The 21,416-nt window shown below is 48.8% G+C and carries 15 protein-coding genes and 2 pseudogenes; 4 read left to right on the top strand and 13 right to left on the bottom strand.

The genetic code is table 11. The annotated features are described in order from the left end of the window. Positions 1-577: 577 nt before the first annotated feature. From JCM12259_RS01535 to JCM12259_RS01510, 6 genes are all read right to left on the bottom strand, one after another. On the bottom strand, positions 578-1,591 hold the full coding sequence (locus JCM12259_RS01535) for a M64 family metallopeptidase (protein WP_036888350.1): 1,014 nt from the start codon (positions 1,589-1,591) through the stop codon (positions 578-580). 62 nt (positions 1,592-1,653) lie between these two features. Continuing rightward, the gene (locus tag JCM12259_RS01530; protein ID WP_025065161.1) at positions 1,654-2,565 is read right to left on the bottom strand and encodes a hypothetical protein; all 912 of its coding nucleotides are present in this window, start codon (positions 2,563-2,565) and stop codon (positions 1,654-1,656) included. A 27-nt stretch (positions 2,566-2,592) separates the two neighbouring features. Then, positions 2,593-4,308, bottom strand: coding sequence for a RagB/SusD family nutrient uptake outer membrane protein (locus JCM12259_RS01525; RefSeq protein ID WP_025065160.1), 1,716 nt, complete (start codon positions 4,306-4,308; stop codon positions 2,593-2,595). Positions 4,309-4,331: 23 nt separating this feature from the next. Continuing rightward, positions 4,332-7,487, bottom strand: a complete 3,156-nt coding sequence (locus tag JCM12259_RS01520) for a SusC/RagA family TonB-linked outer membrane protein (protein WP_025065159.1) — start codon at positions 7,485-7,487, stop codon at positions 4,332-4,334. A 197-nt stretch (positions 7,488-7,684) separates the two neighbouring features. Then, positions 7,685-8,632, bottom strand: coding sequence for a phosphatase PAP2 family protein (locus JCM12259_RS01515; protein WP_025065158.1), 948 nt, complete (start codon positions 8,630-8,632; stop codon positions 7,685-7,687). A gap of 1 nt (position 8,633) precedes the next feature. After that, positions 8,634-9,629: an NAD-dependent epimerase/dehydratase family protein gene (locus JCM12259_RS01510; protein WP_025065157.1), complete on the bottom strand. Its 996-nt coding sequence runs from the start codon at positions 9,627-9,629 to the stop codon at positions 8,634-8,636. 380 nt (positions 9,630-10,009) lie between these two features. Here JCM12259_RS01510 and JCM12259_RS01505 point away from each other — a divergent pair, with 380 nt between their 5' ends. The 4 genes and pseudogenes from JCM12259_RS01505 (at position 10,010) to JCM12259_RS01490 (ending at position 14,471) form a co-directional block, all read left to right on the top strand. Continuing rightward, positions 10,010-10,729 (top strand): ABC transporter ATP-binding protein, encoded by a 720-nt coding sequence (locus JCM12259_RS01505; protein WP_025065156.1) that lies wholly within the window; start codon positions 10,010-10,012, stop codon positions 10,727-10,729. A gap of 74 nt (positions 10,730-10,803) precedes the next feature. Continuing rightward, a pseudogene (locus tag JCM12259_RS13160) lies at positions 10,804-12,062 on the top strand (ABC transporter permease). 26 nt (positions 12,063-12,088) lie between these two features. Further along, positions 12,089-13,329 (top strand): annotated as a pseudogene (locus JCM12259_RS13155) (ABC transporter permease). Positions 13,330-13,352: 23 nt separating this feature from the next. Beyond that, positions 13,353-14,471, top strand: a complete 1,119-nt coding sequence (locus JCM12259_RS01490; RefSeq protein ID WP_025065155.1) for an efflux RND transporter periplasmic adaptor subunit — start codon at positions 13,353-13,355, stop codon at positions 14,469-14,471. Positions 14,472-14,709: 238 nt separating this feature from the next. Here the strand turns inward: JCM12259_RS01490 and JCM12259_RS13150 are convergent, their stop codons facing one another. From JCM12259_RS13150 to JCM12259_RS13135, 7 genes are all read right to left on the bottom strand, one after another. Further along, on the bottom strand, positions 14,710-15,009 hold the full coding sequence (locus tag JCM12259_RS13150; protein ID WP_234396505.1) for a PIN domain-containing protein: 300 nt from the start codon (positions 15,007-15,009) through the stop codon (positions 14,710-14,712). A 110-nt stretch (positions 15,010-15,119) separates the two neighbouring features. Continuing rightward, complete coding sequence (locus tag JCM12259_RS01480; RefSeq protein WP_025065154.1) at positions 15,120-15,395, bottom strand: hypothetical protein; 276 nt, start codon at positions 15,393-15,395, stop codon at positions 15,120-15,122. A gap of 86 nt (positions 15,396-15,481) precedes the next feature. Continuing rightward, the gene (locus JCM12259_RS17015) at positions 15,482-16,051 is read right to left on the bottom strand and encodes a starch-binding protein (RefSeq protein WP_234396507.1); all 570 of its coding nucleotides are present in this window, start codon (positions 16,049-16,051) and stop codon (positions 15,482-15,484) included. Between the two features lie 439 nt (positions 16,052-16,490). Further along, positions 16,491-17,279: an alpha-amylase family glycosyl hydrolase gene (locus tag JCM12259_RS17010; protein WP_234396504.1), complete on the bottom strand. Its 789-nt coding sequence runs from the start codon at positions 17,277-17,279 to the stop codon at positions 16,491-16,493. Positions 17,280-17,593: 314 nt separating this feature from the next. Then, positions 17,594-19,684 (bottom strand): glycoside hydrolase family 97 protein, encoded by a 2,091-nt coding sequence (locus JCM12259_RS01470; protein WP_025065153.1) that lies wholly within the window; start codon positions 19,682-19,684, stop codon positions 17,594-17,596. Positions 19,685-19,842: 158 nt separating this feature from the next. After that, positions 19,843-20,043, bottom strand: a complete 201-nt coding sequence (locus tag JCM12259_RS17805) for an ATP-binding domain-containing protein (protein ID WP_441294688.1) — start codon at positions 20,041-20,043, stop codon at positions 19,843-19,845. Beyond that, entirely contained in the window at positions 20,040-21,320 is a 1,281-nt protein-coding gene (locus tag JCM12259_RS13135) for an ATP-dependent DNA helicase (protein WP_441294687.1), read from the bottom strand. Before JCM12259_RS13135 ends, JCM12259_RS17805 begins: the two co-directional genes overlap by 4 nt. Between the last annotated feature and the right edge of the window lie 96 nt (positions 21,321-21,416).

Raw genomic sequence — 21,416 nt, 5'->3', positions numbered from 1 at the left:
GCGTAACGATGGCAATGGCAATAATCACCACCGCCCATCCCAACACTTGATAGAAGGTCAGAAAGCTTATATCTGTCAATATCATATTCATACGCGATTCCTCATGGAGGATTCTATGCAAAGATAACGATTAAAAACGAGAAAAACCGGCAGAATCAAGGATAATTATTCAAAACAGATCGCACGAAGGTTGCTGCCATGCTCCCGGCTGTTTGTTGCGGGCAATTGATTGATCAGGGGTGGCTTGCATGTTCACTTTCTTCCACCTGGCTATATCAAGAGCCTATCCGCCATGCGAATGCTTATTGCGGATAGGCTGCCATTGATTCATTATGGTGGACGGATAACAACAACCCTTATACAAGTGGCATAAGGATATGGGAGTTCTGCCTTACAAGTCCTATACCTCTGCCCCACAAGTATGGGACTTCTCATTCGATAGCATGAGGCAGGGAATGATAAAAGAATCAATCTCTCGGATGTGAGAATCCGAGAGATTGATATTTAGGAGCGTCTTTCTCTGTCTGTTTTCAGAGTGTGACGCCCAGTAAGCAAGAAAGGGAAAGGGGAGCGCTTCCTACCGATGTGCCAAATCGAAAGTGACAAACTCCTCATAGGTGGGTGTCTTGCCAGTGGTCACTTTCATGATCTGATTGTAGATGGCACGGCGAGACGGCGCATTGAATGAGGTGGACTCGGTGTCTGTCACGCGCATGATGCTGGTTTCCGTGGGGCGCCACACACCTGTTGCATAGCGGGCACCACCGCCTTCGTAGAGGCCTAAACCCTCGGAGGCATAGCGGGTATCGGCGAGAAACTCTGCCCAGGGAGCCTTGGTCTTGTCGTCGGTCAGCGAGACATTCATGACCCAACCCAGGGAGTGACCATACTCGAAGTAACTCCGTCCGTAGTCGTCGATCGTGAGATGGCGGGTGTCGTATTCATCGTCCAGTTTTCCGATGCCATGCCCGGCTGTTTCATGAACGAGGGTGTAACGGAAGTAATTGCTATCGAGACCACCATACAGCGTGGTATAAGCGCATGCGAGCTGCGAGTTCCATCCATGGTAAAAGGTGATGCCCCCCGATCTCTCAGTGTTCATCACGACGCTGATCACGGAGTTCTCTTCTTTGAAACCGGGAACGGCCGAAGCGTAGATGAGCGTCTTATAATCGAGGTTGTCGTCGCTGAAATACCCGCACACGGTGTTAGACGAGTTGAGCGCGCTGGCCAAGGCAGTCGAGCCGTTGAGATTGCGGCTGAGCGACACTTTCTGCACAGCATATACGTTGAAGTAAGCCCGTAGGGATTTCACCGGCTCCAGGGAGAAGAAGTTGTCCCGGGCCTTTTCCATCACCCGTGCATAGGTGCCGTCCTTGATCTGATCTGCGGTGAAGCCGTCGCCCATCAATATAAGGTTGTAGCCACTGCCGACGGTGGCCGTTTGGAGTGTCGTGACTTTGCCGTCGAGAGAGGTTATGTCGTCTCGCTGTTCTTGTCGGATGTCGACGTCGTCCTCATTGTCTGATTCGTTGCACGATGCCACGAAGAGTGCGAGGAACAGATAAAGAAAATATTTCTTTTTCATCATGATGCGTATTGTGTCTGTATGAAAAACCCGGGAAGAAAGCTACGGCCATCTCCCCGCAGCTTTTATGATAATTGGAAATAAAGATAGACCCAGCTTTCGGAGTCACCTGTGCTGTAAGTGATGCTGCCTACATAGGTCTGACCCCAAGTGCCGTTGGTGTGATAGGTAGAATAGGTGGGACCGCCATATAACATCATTTCCGTGATGTAAGGAGTGGTGCTGTCGTTGCCTTTCGGGTAGAGGGCATAAGATGACAGGCTGCCGCCGTGCAACTTTTGGAAATAATAGTAATAGCATCCCGCGTCGCCGGAGTCTGCTCTGATACATGCCGGAGTCCACGCATCGCTCTTGAAACTCATGGTGCCTGTCGAACTGGTGGTTATCCAGAGGTTTTCGCCGGAGTGCATGAAGTCTTTGATGTAGAAATTGTTGTTGCCCAAATCCATCAGTGTCTCGGTCCATGTGTCGAAGAGAGTGGCCCCTTTGCTGCCATTGGCGAACCAGAAAGTGGCCGCCTTTGATTTGGGGAATGTCACCTGGCCGGAAAAGAGCGCGCCGCCGTCGAGCTGCTTGTAAGGATCGATGTTGTCGCCTTCCAGCCGAATCTCGTATTGATATATCTCGCCGAACTTTGCCGACTGGGGGGCCTTGATCACGTAAGATGCCAAGGAATCGCCTGCGGAAAACGTCACTTCCGTTGGCATCTCTAAGCCCTCGGACTTGGCGATCACTTTCACGGGAACCGTGAGCGACGCTCCGGTATTGTTGCGTTTGACGGTCAGCGTCACTGTTCGATCGGTGGTATTGGCAGCATCGCGTACGCTGATGGGGTTATTGGTATCGACGAAACGCACTTGCTGGCAATTGGCAGAGACCTCGGGGCCCGGCGTGTAATCATTATTGTCGGAGCAGGCTGCGAATATGGTCAGCAGGCCTGCGATTCCGAAAAGATTGATATAATTCATGATTTTCATTTTCGATCTTTTTTATGTTGTTATTCGTCAACGTACACCTGTGGGGTTGGGATTGTCCACGATGTTGGGGTTTTGCATCATTTCATAATAGCTGATGCACACGTTTAGCCGTGGTGCCACATAGCCTTCCTTGGAGTTGACTTGATAGCCTTCGGTGTGATTAGATCCGTCGTATTTGCGGATGACAGCCTTGTCTAATCGTTTGTAGTCGAAATAGACAATGCCTTCGCCCCAGAACTCAATGCGTTTCTGACGCAGGATCTCGTCGTTGAACTCGTCGATGGTCGTGGCCTTGCATTGATAAGAATTGTCGCTGAAACGATACGTGTTGAGGAACGATTCCAACGCGCTCTTGCCGGCAGCTAATCCCAGATAATGGGCCTTAGCTTCGGCCTCGATGAGAAACATCTCTTCGATGCGCATTAAGGGTATGTCAACAGCCGCGCCCACTTTATAATTGATTCTCTCTCCGTTTCTGGGATGGAACTTGAAGCTGGTGTAAGCCGGGAATTTCGCCCAATCATCCGAACTATACCCTGTGCAATATTTGGTATAGGCTGATACTTGGCCGGCATCAGAGGGCGCAATCCAGGTTGTCTTGCGCCAGTCGCCGTCTTCGATGGTCTTGTAAAGGCGGATATCAATCATCCGAATGGCTTTGTATGTGGAATTATTTACACCGAAGACGTTCTCAGGAGACATGTAGCCTACGAAATTCTTCCAGTTCCAATTACTTGCCGTCATGTCGTTGCTGTTGATTTGTACGGCTAAAAGCCACGCATGATTGGCAGTGTTGAAACCCGTCGTGGCGTTGAACCACTCGCTCTTATCCAGTGGATAATATCCTTGCGAGATGGCGAGGCGCGCGTACTCGGCAGCTTTCTTGAAGCAGTCGTTGGCAGTGGTGATACCCAGCTTGTCATACATGGCCAGTTCGTCGTCACTCTCATGGTTTACTTGGGTCTGCAAGTCTTCCGGATGCTTCTCGAACCGGGATCCTAACTGCAACCACAAGCGCGCCTTGATACCGAAGATCGTGGCCTGATCCATCTCGTTGGCACCCGATCTTTTATATCCTTGCAAGTAGATTTCGGCCCGATTCAGATCGGTCATGATGAAGCGATACATCTTATAGAAAGGAGCGCGTTTGTCGGTTGTGCCTTCTTTCTCGGTGGTATTCTCCGTGCGAATTGGCACCGTCAGCCCATAGATCTGACTGCTTTGGGCGGCATCGTCGAGCTGAGCAAATCCTGTCTTCTTAAATTCATACGTAAAGGCCATATCGTAATAAGCAAATGCTCGATAACCCAGCGCATTGCCGATATAGGCCAAGTTCTCCTGCGGTATGTCTCCCGAAGTTGGCACGGCACCGAGCGTGAGATTGGTCTTCTTGACAATATCGAAATAGAGTTGCCACCAATCGGTAGCTATATACATGTTATTACCCAGGTTTCTGTCGAAACCCACATCTTGGTTGGTGTCGTACAGATTGTCTACCACCGGGATCTCGGCACACATCCCGTCACGATTCACACAAATGCCCGCGTAGCCATAGGCGCAGTTCCCATTCCCCATGTTGATGAATTGTCCGGCAATGGCGCTGTTTAATGCACCCACACTATTGTCTGTTTGACGGACTTGCTCTTGGGTCAGGCCCTGTCCGGGATAGACTTCCTCCAAACAGCCGGTCAGCACTGGGGTGATCAGACTAAGGAAAATAATATTCTTAATGATTCGTTTCATAGCTGTCGTTTCTTGATTTGTAATTAGAATTTGACGGAAATACCGGCCGATATGGTCCGCATAGCCGAATAAGAAGCGTCACCCACTTCTCCGTCGAAGGCTGTGCGAGGGTCAAATCCTTTACGTTTGCTCCAATAATAAATGTTATCGCATGCCACAAATAGGCGCAAACTGCTTAGTTGCATCCGCTTGACAAGCTGCGACGGGAAGGTGTAACCCAAAGTAATGGATTTGAAAGAGAGTGTGCTGGCATCGGTCAGGAAGCGATTAGAGTCTGCCGATGTGTTGATATCATTGTACTGCCAACGTGGAACATTCGAATGCGGATTCTCCACAGACCAGGCATTGAGCAGATCTTTATGATAAGCCTGGGGTGCAATCGCTTGTTCGGGATTGCGCATCATATATTGGTAGCCGTAATCATAAGCCTTTCCGCCGATCGAATAGATGAAGCTGGCATTCAGATCGAAGCCGTAAGCCCGAAGCGAAGTACCGAATCCGCCGTAAACATCGGGGTGAGGGCTGCCGCATAAATAATAATCACCAGCACTGTAATCGGATGTCGTTTTCAATTCGCCGGTCTTGCTGTCGGTGTAATACCATGTCGATAGACCTTGCTCATTGACGCCGGCATAGCGTTTGAGGTACCACGTGTTGATGGGCAATCCTTCTCCGATATATCGATTACTGCTGGCATATCCGCCGTGTCCCTCTTTCACAACAGTCTTGTTGGCTTCGGGAAGATAACTGATTTCGTTATGATTATGGGTGATGTTGAAATTCATCGACCACGTGATGTGTTTTGATCGGATGATGTCTCCGTCTAAATTCAACTCCACTCCGCGGTTCATCATGTCGCCTACGTTATCGTAATAGCCGAGATAACCGAGGGAAATAGGTACTGAGAACCACAGCAACATATCCGTGGTCTTACGCTGATAGTATTCCACACTACCGGTTAGGCGGCGTTTGAATAATTCGAATTCGACGCCTGTATTGATGTTGGTATTGGTTTCCCAGGAAATGTCGCGCTTCCCTTTATTGGCGAAATCGAGCGAAGCTTTACCGTTAACGGCTTTCAATGAATAGAAGTCTGTGTAATAGAAGTTGCCGATATCGTCGTTGCCTTGTTGTCCGAAGCTGGCTTTCAGTTTCAGCATGTCGATCCACTTGGGTGTGAACCATTTCTCCTTGCTGATGATCCAAGCACCTCCGAATGACCAGAAGTTACCCCAACGATGACTCGGATGGAATTTAGATGATCCGTCACGACGGAAAGAAATAGAGCCGAAATATTTATTGTCATAGTCGTATTGACCGCGGAATAGATATCCTTCGATATTATACACACTCTTATAGCTGGTTGTCGAGACTAAACTCAATGCTCCGGAAAGTTCTTTATTCATCTCATAAGCAAAGATGTTCTTCTTTAATCCGCCTGTGGTTGTCCTGTTGTTACGGTTATACTCATGGCCCAGAAGTGCTGAGATGGTGTGTTTGCCGAATGATTTGTTATAGTTTAACAATTGCTGTGTGTTGAAATCATACGTGCGATAATGATAAACTCCTATCGATCCACCCGTTGCCTTGGCAAAGCCATAGTAAGGATTCGTTGCCGAAGTGATTCTGTTCTCGGTGTCATATATGCTGGCGTTCAGAGTCAATTTGAAGTCGTTAAGGAATGAAATATCTGCATATCCTTGCAAACCGAATGCATTGCTGTTATTGTCTTCCAAATTTAACCGGTCATCTTGCAACGGTGCTTCGCTCAGAAAGATTTCTCTGGTTATGCCGTGCTGTTCTCCCGAACCATAGTCATACATCTTCCCGTGCTTGTCGGTCATGATATAGCCTTGTCCGTCGCGTAGATAGAGCGGATAGATCGGCGGTATTTGGTGAGCGGCACTGAAAGCATAGGATTCTGAATTAGACTCTGTGTGCGCATAACTGACATTGCCTCCGATTGTCAACCATGTGCGGGCTTGATAGTCTGACTTCAAACGAGCCGAGTAACGGGTATAATCTGATCCGTAACAGATGCCTTCGTTTTTCATATATCCTACGCTGGCGTAAGACTTGAAGACGTCGGTTCCGCCGTTGATGCTTAGATTATACTCATGCCGGAAGCCATTGCGAAGTCCTTCTTTCTTCCAATCGTCAGGATAAAGCATATACTGTCGACCGTTGCGAGTGACAACATTGCCCAACGTCGCATGCGGATTCAACTTACCGTTTTGCCCGATCAGATACTCACCTTGCGGCACTTTATAAACGATATAACCCAATCCACCATCGTTACCGTTCCTATATATCGACTCGTTAGCTTTCAAATAAGCAGCATAAGCATCTAAACCATCACTGTAATGGAATTTGTTGTAAAGGGCTTTATGAAACATTTCATAATATTGTCCTGGGTCATTCACATAATCATAATCCACTTTTGCATCGTGATTAAAGCCCCATTTGGCATCGAAAGAAATGGCTGCCGTACCGCGTTTGGCTGTCTTGGTGGTGATGAGAATAACGCCATTGGCGCCGCGTGCACCATAGAGTGAGTTAGAGGCTGCGTCTTTCAACACGCTGATACTTTCTACATCGGCCGGATTGATGTCGCTGTAATAACCGTTATAAGGCAATCCGTCCACAACGATGAGTGGCCCGTTACCGGCGTTCAGAGAACTGATGCCACGGATTTGCAGCGCCGGAGAGGCAGAGGGGCCATTACCTTCGATAATCTGCACACCCGAAACCTTACCGTTCAGGGCTGCCAATGGGTTGCTGACTTGTCGTTCGGCGATTTTATCGGCATTCAAAACGCCGGCCGAACCTGTAAATGCTTCGCGTTTCTGTTTACCGAAAGCGACGACAATCACATCGTCAATCTGTTTGGAATCGGCTTTTAACACGATCTTCATGTTGGGTTTGATCGGCACGTTTACGGTTAACATTCCAATGTAAGAGACGGTCAGTTCCCGTGCCGTTCGTGGTAATTCGTTCAGCGTGAACTTACCGTCTAAGTCTGTGGCGACACCTTTGTTAGTGCCTTTGATCATTACTGAGGCTCCGATAACCGGTTCGCCGGATTCGTCTACAACGATTCCGCTGACTTTTGTCACCTGAGCTGTGGCGAAAATAGCCACGAAGAATAGAGCCAATAGTGTTGCAGTTCTTCTACTCATAGATTCAAGTTGTTTGTTAATAGAAATGTTTTAGTGTCTGATAAGTTATGAGGCATTCACCTCATTAATCGGGAGCAAATGTAATCAAAATTCAGTAATGAAACAAGTTTTTCAAGAAAAAACTACCATTTACTGATAAAATAATAGTGGTAAGGTAAAAATAAGGTATCGAAAGGATTGAAAAGAATGATGAAATCTTATCTTTTTTGAAGGGCGAAATAGAATGCCGTGCCGGTGATCAGACCTGCAACGACGTCGATGACATAGTGAGCGCGAATGTAGACCGTGGCGAAACACATTAGGATAAATAACGGAAGCACGGTGAAGAAGAGTCCTTTACTCCGGCTATGCCATGCCAACAGCAGCAGGATCAGTGTGATTCCAACGTGACTACTGGGGAAAGCGGCTGTGGGACGTTCGCCTGCTTGATGAGCGCTTTCCACCAAATGGTAAAAGAATCCGTCACTATATCCGGGGCAGGAGAGTCGAGCTTGATGCGTATTGAAATAATCGTGCACGTTGGGAAAGATGCCGTGCGCCACGCGATCAAGACCGATTGCACCATAATAATATTGCGGACCGGTGACCGGAATAAGCACAAAGATGACGTAATAAAGGAAAAATGATCCCATGATCACGAATGAGGCGCGCTCGAACTCATCGTATCTGCGTACTGCATAATAACCTGCCGTGAGGGCGATGAGTGGATAATAAGAAGCGTAACTCATTGCCATCAGTTCGCTGAAAACTCGACTCGGAACGGCTTTACAGAACTCATAAGCGGGCTGGGAACTAAATAGCTGTTGTTCCCAAGCAGCAAACAGGTGATCTTGATTGGGCAGGATGCGATTCAACTCATAGGTATCGGGATACCACCAAGTGAGCAATGCCAACTGTGCCGCTACCCGCGCGATGAGCGTCAGACGACAAGGTAGCAGACGATAAGCACCCCAAAGCATCGCCGTCATGGCTGCGATGCGCACTCGTCCCCATATCATTGCGTCGGGATTGTGCAGTTTGGTGTAGGTAAAAAAGATCACTACAAACGTGAAGAGCATATAGATGAGCATCGCCCATTCCAATGCCAATAGTCCGCGACGCGGCGAACGATCAATCGTCAGCAGCTCTTTGAAGAATCTGAACATTCTATAACCACTTATGATCCTGATACCATCGGGTTGTGATCTGCACGCCGCGGGCCAGATCATAACGTGCATGATAGCCCAGCTCGTCCATGGCCGGTTCGATGTTGCAACGCCAGTTGCGTTGTTTCAGAATGTTGTATTTATCGTTGTTGAGGGCCGACACTTTCCCCGTTTGCCGTGCGATGCGTTCGCCGAAGAACGTAACCACGCGCAGCACCCACACTGGTGCTTTGATACGAATCCACCAAGGGCGTCCCAAGGCTTTGTGAATGTAATCGCTGAACGTGCGCGATTGATAGACGTTTCCATCGCTCAGGAAATATTTCCGACCGCTCATCCCGTGGTCGAAAGCCAGGAATACGGCCTGTACCACGTCTTCTACATAAACGAAAGTGATGTCTTGGCGCTTGAAACCCACCGAGAAATCCACGTGGTCGCGTATGCTTTTGAACATCAGAAAATAGTCTTTCTCGCGCGGACCATACACGCCTGTGGGACGGAGAACGATGTAAGGAAAGTTGTTTCCGATACTGTCAAGATAACGTTCGGCTTCGAGTTTGCTCCGGCCGTAAGCCGTGTTGGGTTTGGGCTGGTCGTTTTCTGAAATCTCTTGATAGGGTTTTTGTTCGCGAATGGCACCGAAAACGCTCAGCGAACTCAGATAAACAAACCGGCGGATGGGCATTTGCAGCGTGAGAATAGCATCGACAAGATGTTTTGTGCCGTCGGTATTCACGCGATAGAAATCGTCTGCGTGTAGGCATTTGGTCACGCCAGCAGCATGCACAATGTAGTCGAATGTGTGTCCGGCGAGCTGTTTTTTGAGTGTATCTTCTGACGAGAGATCAAGCTCGATGAAATGAATGCGACTGTCGGTGAGGTATTCCCGCGAACTGCTTGGTCGCACGGCGGCCCATACCTCCATGTCTCTGCGCAGAGCTTCGGCCACAACAAAGCTGCCGATAAATCCGCTGGCGCCGGTTACTAATACTTTCATTATCTTTGTCAAATCGGCTACAAAGATAGCAAAAAAATAATTGATATGTGATCATTGACCATTCATAATTCACCAGATTCACCTGCTCACGCTCTCAAAAGGAGAGTGGAAGCTGTCTATTTGTGTGCTTGACACATGCTGTTCTGTCGTATATACACTTTCCACCTTTCCCTCTTGGGAGAAGAACCGGAGAGAGTTCGCGTTTTGATTAACTGTTAATCGCATCGCAACCAATGCTTTATTGCCCTGCAACTAATCGTTAGTTGCAGGGCAATCAACCGTTAGTTGAAAGATGATTCGTAGCTGACGATCTATTTAAGAATTGTCACTTCGTTCTATTTTTTGCAACTTTTCCGTTCTGACCTGCGTCTAAGCGCTATATGATACATCTCAAAGACATCAATAAGACCTATTTCGGTGCACAGCCATTGCACGTGTTGAAGGGTATCAGTCTTGACATCGCAGAGGGCGAATTTGTCTCGATTATGGGCGCATCAGGGTCGGGGAAGTCTACCTTATTAAATATATTGGGCATTCTCGACAACTATGACAGCGGCGAATATACGCTTGCGGGCACGCTCATTAAAGACCTCTCAGAACGTCGCGCGGCTGAATATCGCAATCGAATGATCGGTTTTATCTTCCAGAGTTTTAATCTGATCGGATTCAAAACTGCTGTGGAGAACGTGGAGTTGCCGCTGTTTTACCAGGGTGTGAGTCGTCGGAAGCGTCATCGGATGGCAATGGAGTATCTCGAAAAACTTGGTCTTGCAGAGTGGGCAGGGCATTATCCCAATGAGATGTCGGGCGGACAGAAGCAGCGAGTGGCCATTGCGAGAGCCTTGATCACGCATCCCCGCATTATCCTTGCAGATGAACCGACGGGCGCTTTGGACTCAAAAACGAGTGTGGAAGTGATGGAACTATTGAAGAGTCTTAATCAAGAAGAGGGTATGACTATTGTCGTGGTGACGCACGAAAGCGGTGTCGCCAGCGAAACGAATAAGATTATACACATTAAAGACGGGCTGATCGGGCAGATAGAAGATAATTTTGATCATCAGGCCGGCCCCTTCGGAGTGAACGGAATGATGAAATGAGTTGTGTGTTTCTGATACAAACAGACAGGTACATACCCCCAACCCTTGACTTAGGGAGCTAAAACGAAAAGCCAATGCACGATATATTAGGAGAAATCTGGTCGACGGTCAAGCGCAATAAGTTGCGTACTGCACTCACGGGATTTGCCGTGGCGTGGGGCATCTTTATGCTGATCTTCCTGTTGGGGGCGGGCAACGGACTGATCAATGCACAGCTTTCGCATATGGGACAGTTCTTGGCCAACTCGATGATGGTAGGTTCGGGCTATACGTCTAAGGCTTATGACGGACTGAAAGAGGGACGAAATATTACGCTTGATGATGCGGATATTGCTGAGACGGGGCGTGATTTTCAGGCCCATATCGATGGAGTGGGAGCGATGATTTCGGAAAATAGCGTGATGATCAGTTTCAACGACAACAGCGTGCAAGCCTCGCTCACGGGCGTATATCCCAATGAAGCGTCATCAATAAGAAGGAAATGCTTTATGGGCGATATGTCAACGAGATCGATATGGACACTCGGCGCAAATCGATCGTGTTGAGTGAGGAGCAGGCCAAAGAACTCTTGCCAGGCCATTATGCTGATTTGGTGGGGCGGTATGTCAAAGTGGGGAGCTTCGCTTTCCGTGTTGTGGGCATTTACAAGAATGATGGGAGCCGGATGAACAGCGATGCTTATACGGCGTTCACTACAATTCGGATGATGTATAACGAAGGAAACAAGGCTGATAATATCATATTCGAGTTTCACGGACTGTCAACCCAGCAGCAGAATGAAGATTTTGAGAAGGCATATCGGGCTTCCATTAATAGCAATCATCGTGCAGCGCCAGATGATAACGGGGCCATTTGGATATGGAATCGCTTCACGCAGAATATGCAAATGAATCAAGCTGTGGGCATTATTCGTACATTTCTGTGGGTCGTCGGTCTGTTTACGTTATTGAGCGGCATCGTCGGTGTGAGTAATATAATGCTGATCACGGTGAGGGAACGTACCCGCGAATTCGGGATTCGTAAGGCTATCGGAGCCAAACCGTGGTCTATTCTTCGGCTTATCATTATCGAGAGTATTATCATCACCACGTTTTTCGGTTACATCGGAATGCTTTGCGGCATCGGAGCCAATCTTTATATGGATGCTACGATCGGTCACACGAAGTTGGATACGGGTGTGTTCCAAGTTACGATGTTCGTAAATCCCACAGTGGGCTTTGATGTCTGTATCGAAGCAACACTTGTAATGATATTGGCAGGAACCGTTGCCGGATTGATTCCCGCACGTAAGGCCGCCCGCATCCGACCGATTGAGGCATTGCGGACAGAATAGAGTCAACGGATGGAAAGGAACAGAGAATGATCGATTTAGATAGATATAAAGAGATTCTTGATACGCTTTCGAGAAACAAGACACGAAGTTTCCTTACGGGGTTTGGTGTTTTTTGGGGCGTCTTTATGCTTGTGGCATTGATCGGCGGCGGTAAGGCGATGAAGGAAAGTTTGTCAAATGAACTCCAAGGATTTGCTACCAATTCGGCCATTATCTTCCCCCAAGCCACCACGAAACCTTATCACGGATTGCCGAAAGGGCGTAACTGGTGTTTGGTTTACAATGATGTGGAGCGACTCAAAAGCCAAGTTCCCGGCCTGGATGTGGTTTCTCCGATGCTGACTCACTGGGGTAGCAAGGTCACTTTCAGTGATAAGAAAAGTCAATGCTCGGTGAAAGGTTTGGAGACTAATTATCAGCAGGTGGAGACTCCGTCAATGTTCTATGGGCGTTATCTCAATGATATGGATATGCAACAGCATCGCAAAGTGTGCGTATTAGGTAAGAAAGTTTATAAGACGCTGTTTCCCCGCGGCGGAGATCCGTGTGGACGGGTAGTATGTATCGATTCGATCTATTACAGTATTGTGGGAGTCGACTATGGAACAAGCAATATGAACATTAATGGGCGTAATGAAGAGAGCGTCGTTATTCCGTTGACGCTGATGCAACAGGCCTATAATCTGGGTGACAGCGTGCATCTGATGTGTGCTACCGTACGTCCCGGTGTCACGATCAGTTCTGTTACCGACAAGATGCGCGAGGTGATAGCCCGCCCTCATCACATCGACCCGACCGACGAGAAAGGTATTGCAATTCTCAATGCAGAGGTGATGTTCGGAATGGTGGACAGTCTTTTCACCGGTGTAGACTTCCTAATCTGGTTAGTGGGAATCGGTACACTGTTGGCCGGAGCTATCGGCGTGTCGAACATAATGATGGTAACGGTGCGTGAACGGACGACGGAAATCGGTATCCGAAGGCTATCGGAGCTACGCCGCGCAATATTCTGAGCCAGATCATAACGGAGAGTATCACGCTTACTGCTGTGGCAGGGATGAGCGGAATACTGTTTGCCGTTGTTGTCTTGCAGCTTGCAGAGATGGCCAACACATCCGATGGCATTGTCAATACGCACTTCCAGGTGAGCTTCTGGACGGCTGTCGGTGCAGTCGTTTTGCTGAGTTTACTCGGCGTCCTGGCCGGATTGGCTCCCGCATTACGGGCTATGAGCATTAAGCCCGTGGATGCTATGAGAGAAGAATAACTAAGAACAAAAGACAAAGCTATATGAAACGTTACACTAAATTCATCGTTGCCGGAATCATTGCAGTGATCTTTGTCGGCACATTCGTTTTTCTTTGGATTCAGTCGCAACCCCACCCCGTGGCTTATGAGGAGTTTACGCCACGCATAATGAACCTGAAAAGGACTTCCATCATCACCGGAAAGATAGAGCCGCGCAATGAAGTAAGCGTCAAACCGCAAATCTCAGGCATCATTACCCAGCTGATGAAGCAGGCCGGCGATAGGGTACAGGCTGGCGAAGTGATCGCCAAGGTCAAAGTCATACCCGATATGGGGCAGCTCAGCAGTGCACAGGCCCGACTCCGCCTGGCCCATATCAATGCCCGCCAGGCTCAGATCGATTACGTCCGTGAAAAAGAATTGTTTGATAAAGGACTTGTCTCGGCCGATGAATACGACAAAGTTCGGCAGACCTATAACCAAGCCCGTGAAGAAGTCTCAGCTGCCGAGGATAATCTCGAAGTGGTTCGCGACGGTGTGTCCAGGCACAATGCCAAAGCCAGTTCGACGCTCGTCCGCAGTACGATTACAGGTCTTATTCTCGACATCCCTGTCAAAGTAGGTAACAGCGTTATTCTGTCAAACACTTTCAACGACGGTACCACTATTGCCACCGTGGCCAATATGAACGACCTTATCTTCCGTGGCAACATCGATGAGACTGAAGTGGGGCGTTTGGTTACGGGTATGCCGATGAAGATCACCGTCGGTGCACTCCAAGATCTGCACTTCGATGCTTTCTTAGAGTATATCAGTCCTAAGGCAGTCGAGAGCAACGGTGCTAATCAGTTCGAACTCAAAGCGGCCGTCTCTGTGCCTCACGGTCGTCAGCTCCGCAGCGGTTACAGTGCCAACGCCGAAATTGTTCTTGCCTCGGCAGTTCATGTGCTCACTGTCCCCGAAAGCGCCATTGTGTTCGAGGGCAACCAGAGTTATGTCTACCTGGTGAAGGGTAGCGGTGAGAACAAGACCTACCAGCGACGCAAAGTGATCACCGGATTGAGCGACGGTATTTACATCGAGATCAAATCCGGCATCTCCTCCAAAGACCGAGTGCGCGGACCGAAGCAGATGAAAGACACTGATCATGAAGCCCAGTGAGGCGACTCATGAATGAGCTGGTGGGTTGGCTGTAAATCTCGGTAGAAAACTGAAAGAGAAACCGCTTAAAATACAACAAGATGACTCGTTTCTCTTTCTGAGTTTGTTATTTCGACGCTATCAACGCACTGTTTGTAACAAATGAAAGCTATGGGAGTAGTGCGGATCTACTCCCATAGCTCTCATTGACAAATATACGACTTCTTGTGTGCGCTCATAGGAGCAGCGATCAATGCTCCTACCTTTCCACCCAATTCTGAATCTCTAAGCCCGTGATGCGCGATAAGTGCTTGATGTTTTCCGAAGCCACGGGAATATCCAGCGCCAAGGCTGTGGCTGCGATGTAGAGATCATTGTCTTCGATCATTCTTCCTGCTCGTTTGAGAAGCGCTTTCTGTCTGCAAAACTCCTCGATGCCGGTTTTGAAAGGAATGATTTCAAGATGACTGAGAAGATCGTTCACCAATTTACGGTTGACCGCAGGACGATCGCTGCATTCTGCACCATAGAGCAACTCTACGATTGAAATTTCAGACACACAGCAGTTGCCCCATTTCACCTATCTAATATGACTGCGCACACTTTCCTGCTTGTGTAGGAGATGGATCAGGATATTGCTGTCAAGTAATATCTTTTGCGTCTTCATCATCAGAACTTTAATGGTTGGCGCGAAGTAGAAAATTCCTTGATTGTCTTCATGATCTCATCGGCAGTCTCGTTGCCTGCCCACTTACCATAAAACCGATCAAGCATCTTCTCCGTATAATCGTCATCTGTGCCCTTCTCCTCCTTTTTCTCATCTTCAAGAATCGAGTTGGTCAACTTGACGACAAGGCTCAGGCGGTCGCTCTTGCTCATGGATCGCAAGGTGTGCCAATAACGATCGACAATATTGTCGTTGTGACGTGCGGTTGTTGTGGTCATAAATAGTCCTCCATTTGATGGTTACTGTGATTGCAAAGATAATAGATTCTTGTGAACTTTCCAAGAATCAATAACTTAAACGTTCTCTACTCCACAACATACTTCTTGCCATCGACAATATAAATGCCCTTGGCCAGGCCTTGCAGAGGAGTCGTGGCAGAAGCGTTACGGCGCACAAGGCGACCGTCGACGGTATATACATTCGTGGTCTGACCTTGGTGATCGGTTGTGATGTCGGCGGCAATCCCTGTCGTTGTCGGCTTGACCGTTCCTTTTAGTCCGTCGAGATCATAATATCCTCCGTTGGTAAAGGCCAAATTGGCCGTCTGCGGGCTGCCGTTGTTACTGAAAATGATACCCGCATTCGAGGCAGGGGATGCAATCGAAGTCTTATTCCAGCTCCATTTCCACACAGCCTTTCCGGTGGCCGTCGTGCCTACACGGGTGCAGGCCACCCCCGGCCAGTGATTGCCCGTATAGTTATGGGTGTTGTCCCAGCGCCAGCAATAGACGGTTTGAGTCCATCCAGTGGGGGCTTCAAAGAAAGCGCAGGTCTCGCCTTTGTCAACCTGACAGAAGTCGGGAGCAGCAAATGTCGCGTGTCGTCTTTGATCTTGCCGATGGCCGAGATGTCCACATGGTCGCTCACATAATATTTGAAGTTCTCGCCCTCCACAGCCAGTTGATAGCCGGAAGTGTTTACGCCTGTCGTCGTACCGAGCAGCAACAGCACTTTGCCCACTGTGCCTTGCGTGGTGAGGACAAATCCGCCGGCTTGGGCTGTGGCACCGAGGATGCTACTCTGATTGGTCACTCCGACTGCCCGACGCGCAGTGATAAGTTTCTTGATTATTGTCTTGTGGGCCTTCCAATGGCTCAGGAAGATACATGGCGTGCCCGGCATGGCCAGGATATAGGCATTGGCAGCCGCAATGTTGGCATAGAGCGGTGCTCCGCCGTCGGACGAGGAGCGCCCTGTGTCATGATTATCCACAAATGTGACGGCATAGCGACTGTATGCCGCATCGTTTGCCAAAGCTGTCTCGGCCAATCGGTTCCATTGTCCGTTGCCCAACGCTTCGTTGATGGCATACTTCATGGGGAAATCGAAAGCCGCAGAAGTGGGTGTGCCATCACCTGCGTGCCATTGATCCACGACTTGATCGAAGCGGCGTTGTCCCAATATTCGCCTACGGAGAACTGCGGCTTGGCGCTACCATTATATATACCGATGAATTTAGCGGCGTAACCTTTCACCATGTCGTATCGGAAGCCAGTGTAACCCAAGTCGTTGAGGAGGAAATCGAGATATGTCTTGATATTCTTTTGTGCATTCAGGCTGGTGTGATCGATGTCTCTGGCCCCATCGAAGTCATCACCCGTATCTGTGGCGCCAGTCAAATGGTAACCTTGTGCCTCGGTCTTCCCACCGTCATCGCCTTTGCAAATATCGGCCAAGGTCCATGTCGAGGTTTTACCTTTCCACGTCTCGGTGGGGAAATCACACCAGTTGGTATTTCCGTTGCGGTGATTGATCACCACATCTTCGATGATGCCGGTGCCCTTTGCCTTGAAAGTCTGTATCATCGAGCGTAGTTGTGTCTCGGTTCCGAAAGCGCTCTTATGGTCAAACCACCAGATCGGTGCATACCCCATTTGGTTGGTCAGCGTGTTGCAATAACCGCTCTGCGGTACCCAAATCAGACTGAAATAAGGCGAGAGATCGTCGGCTTGCGCTTCGAGTTTCGTCCATTGCGTGTCGGTATAACTATCCCAATAGAACCCTTGCAGCATCACGCCACTATAATTGGCAGGCCATCCTTGTGCAACTGCCCATACCGGTAGGGTGAGCATTGCGATTAGCAGTGTAAAGAATTGTTTCATACATCAATAGTGTTTAAGTTATGGCGCTAAGTTAACGATCCTTCTCCGTATGTTATGACTTGATGCAGATCAATGTTGCGGGAAAGGCGTGTAAACGATTGCACGAGGGAGAATGCGTCGACAAGCGAACAAGTAAACAAATGGGCGGGTAGAGAAGTAAGTGTTGATACGCTTTGGAGTTTACGCAGATATGTTTGAAAGTTAAAGCAGTTGCGCGTGAAAACCAAACCGCTTTATCGTTGATATCAAACTCCTGTTCAATTACTTCTCTACTCGTCCATTTGTTTCCTCGTTCCCGCTTCTTTTCATCCTCTTTATTTCGCAATCAGCGAAATAGCATAACCGCCACCGGGAACACTGTTGATGGAGAGCTTGGTCTTGGCTGTCACCGTAAGCTTCTCAATCTTGTAAGACTGCGGCCGAGTCTTGTAATCGGCGTCGGTACCGTCTCGATAAATGGTGGCTTCATACTTCCGACTTTTATCCAAGAAGTGGAACGTGATGTCAGAGCGATGGGCTTGCTTTCCCGTTACACCGCCAACGAACCAGTTGTCTGTGCCTTTGGCCTTGCGGGCAACGGAGATATACTCCATGGGCTCGGCTTCGAGGTAAATCGATTTGTCCCAATCTATGGCCACGTCCTTGATGAATTGGAAAGCATCCGGATGCTTCTCGTAGTTCTCAGGGAAGTCGGCAGCCATCTGCAACGGGCTGTACATCGTGACATAAAGGGCAAGTTGGCCGCAGATCGTCGAATTGCAATGCGATCCATTGGCACAATCCATCTCGAAGATACCCGGCGTGTAATCCATCGGTCCGCCTTGCAAGCGCGTGAACGGCAAGATGGCAGTGTGCCCGGGTTTAGTTCCCCCGAAGGCTTGGTACTCGGTTCCGCGTGCGCTCTCATTGCCGATCAGGTTTGGATAAGTGCGACACAGCCCGGTGGGTCGCACAGCTTCATGTGCGTTGACCATAATATGATAGTCGGCTGCACGCTTAATAGCGTGCAAATAGTGATTAATCTCTATCTGACTGTAATGGTGTTCGCCTCTCGGAATAATGTTTCCGACATATCCACTCTTAACAGCGTCGTAACCATAAGTATTCATCAGCTGATAAGCTCGGTCCATATACTTCTCGTAATTCATAATGGATGACGAGGTTTCGTGGTGCATGATCAATTTAACTCCTTTGGAATGGGCATAGTCGTTGAGTGCTTTGATATCGAAATCTGGATATGGTGTGAGGAAATCGAACACGTGTTCCTTGGAGTTTCCGGCCCAATCCTCCCAGCCGATGTTCCATCCTTCGACTAAGACTGCATCGAAACCGTTGGCCGAAGCGAAGTCGATGTAACGGCGAACATTGGCATTATTGGCTCCATGTTTGCCCGAAGGAGTGGCGTGAATGTAGTCAGTTTCACCGAGTTTCACCGTCGGATATTGATGGGTATAAGCCCATTCGCTCTTTCCGGAAATCATTTCCCACCACACACCGACATACTTTACAGGGTGAATCCACGACGTATCGCTGAGTGCACAGGGATCGTTAAGATTGAGAATGAGGTTGGAAGCCAACACCTTTCGGGCGTCATCGGTGATCATAATGGTACGCCACGGACTGTTGAGAGGTGTCTGTAAGTAACCTTTCTTGCCTTGGGCGTCGGGCGTCAACCACGAAGTGAAGACCATCTGCTTATCGTCGAGATTGAGATGCATAGCCGGATAATTGACCAATGCAGCCTCGTGCAGATTCATATAGATACCGTCGGCGGTCTTCAACATCAACGATGTCTGTACGCCTGTGGTTGAAAAGGTGGTCTGTGAGAGGTTATCCGTCACGGCTTTAGTCAACAAACTGCGTATCTCACTCAGTTTCGAGCGGGTGTATTCATACTCTTGCGTGTCATAGTCGCCCGGTATCCACCACGCAATATGGTCTCCTGTCATTGCAAACTCGGTGCGTTCGTCTTTCACGACGAAGTGATTGAGCTTGCCTTTTTGCGGGAATTCGTAGCGCAAACCTACTCCTTCATCGTACACCCGGAACCGAATGTTCATATAACGATCGGTAGATGGCTGAACGAGTTTCACCAAGAGTTCGGTGTAATGATTGCGAATCTCGCTGTTTTCACCCCATACCGGCTTCCAGGTTTCATCTTGTCGGGCTGTCTCCTGACCCAAAAGTGTAAAGCCATCGAGCAAGTTTTCAGCTCCCGAAAGCTCGTAACCCAGTCGGCTGGGCTTAATCATCATCTTGCCACGAAAGGTCACGCTGTAAGTCGGCACACCGTTATTGAGTTCAAAATTCACCTTTATCGCTCCGTTTGGGGAGGCCATTTCGGCTGCATTCAAGGTGAAAGCCAATCCTAAGAAGAGGCTGGCCGTTAAAAGGAATCGTTTCATTGTTATTGTCATTTGGTTTTTATTGTCTTGTCGTTGCCAATCGTTTGCTTGTCGATTGTCAGTCGGGAAGTGTCACGTAGCAATGTGAATATTTTATATGTAACGGCGGGTTTGAAAATATATTGTGTGGCTTGGCAATAAGTTTATGTTCTTGTGGCCTACTCGTCGGGTTGTTCTGTCTGTGCCTTCGGCCAATTGACGAGATACAAATGATCTGTGGCACGGGTGAAAGCCGTGTAAAGCCAGTGCGCATAATCAGCTGTCATCATCTCGGATGTGATGTAACCCTGGTCGAGATAGACATGTGCCCATTGTCCGCCTTGCGCCTTGTGACAAGTCACGGCATAAGCATATTTCACCTGAATGGCATTGAAAAGGTCATCCTGCCGCAGTTTTTTGAGTCGCTCTTGTTTGTTGGGAATATCGCATAATCGGCCATCACTTCATCAAACAGGCGTTCGCTCTGTTGCTGTGTCAATGCAGGTGCCTCGGAGTGGAGCGTGTCCAAGAGCACGGTGGCCTGCATTTCATAACGGTTGTAATCGGGAAACAGCAACAGAACGTCGGCAAACCGGAATCCGTAAACATCCCGGATATTGCGCACACGTTGCACGATGGCTCGATCGCCGTTGGCTATAAAGGCGATGGGCGACTTCTCTTTCTCGGTCCAATAATAATTGTTTTTCACCACCATGAGCATGTCTCCCGTGGTGAGTTCTTCTTCGCGGCCCAACACGGAATTGCGAATGCCGAGATTGTAAATGTTTGCGCGCTTATTGCTTCGTGTGATAATCATGGTCTCATCAAGCCCCACTTCGGCATAACTCGAATGAAGCTGTTCGATGAGTTCATCGCCGGGGACGATGGATATATCCTGAAACGGTTTCCCATTGATGCTTGTTTGCACGCTGAATAACGGTAAATCGGAAGATAACTCATGCTTTTTTGCAACGTGAAAAAGGCTTGAAAGCAAAGTGCTCCGAATGTGTTCGGCATTCCGCAGGATGCCGCTTGTCTCGCCTTGCCGCATCACTTGGTTGAGATCCGCAGCATAAACGCTCAGTCCGTAACCGTTGATCACGTCGTTGCTGAGAGCCGGACTCTCGCTCTCTCCTATCGGGGGGAGCTGCGATCGATCGCCGATGAGCAGCATCCGACAGTTGCGCCCGCTGTAAACAAACTGCACCAGATCGTCCAACAGTCGTCCGCTGCCGAATGACGAATGGCCAACGCCTTCGTTGGCAATCATCGATGCCTCGTCTATAATAAATAAGGTGTCTGTGAAAAGATTATCATTCAGATTGAATTGACTGTCAGTGCCCGTGTAAATGCGCTGCCGATAAATCCTGTGATGAATGGTGTAAGCCGCCTGTCCGCTGTTGACGGCAAAGACTTTGGCCGCTCTTCCCGTGGGTGCTAAGAGCAAAACCTTTTGTCGGAGCATCGTCATCGTGCGCACGATGGCACTTGCCAGAGAGGTCTTTCCTGTTCCGGCGCTCCCTCGAAGGATCATTGCCGCTTGCGGATTCGGGTCTGTCAGGAATGCGGCAAGAATATGCAGCGCATTCGATTGGTCGTCGGTGGGTTCGAAACCGAGTTGCTCTCGGATTCGGAAAAGCAGTTCGTCATTAATCATCGGATGTCGTCAGAGTTTTCAAAGAATGTTCCATTAATTCAAAACTATTTTGTACTTTTGCAGCAAATAGGCAGTACAAAAGTAGCAATAAATCCC

Source organism: Hoylesella enoeca JCM 12259, assembly GCF_000613405.1.
GTDB classification, from domain to species: domain Bacteria; phylum Bacteroidota; class Bacteroidia; order Bacteroidales; family Bacteroidaceae; genus Prevotella; species Prevotella enoeca.
Note: the sequence above shows the minus strand (reverse complement) of the source record. Positions and strands in the feature narration are given on the sequence as shown.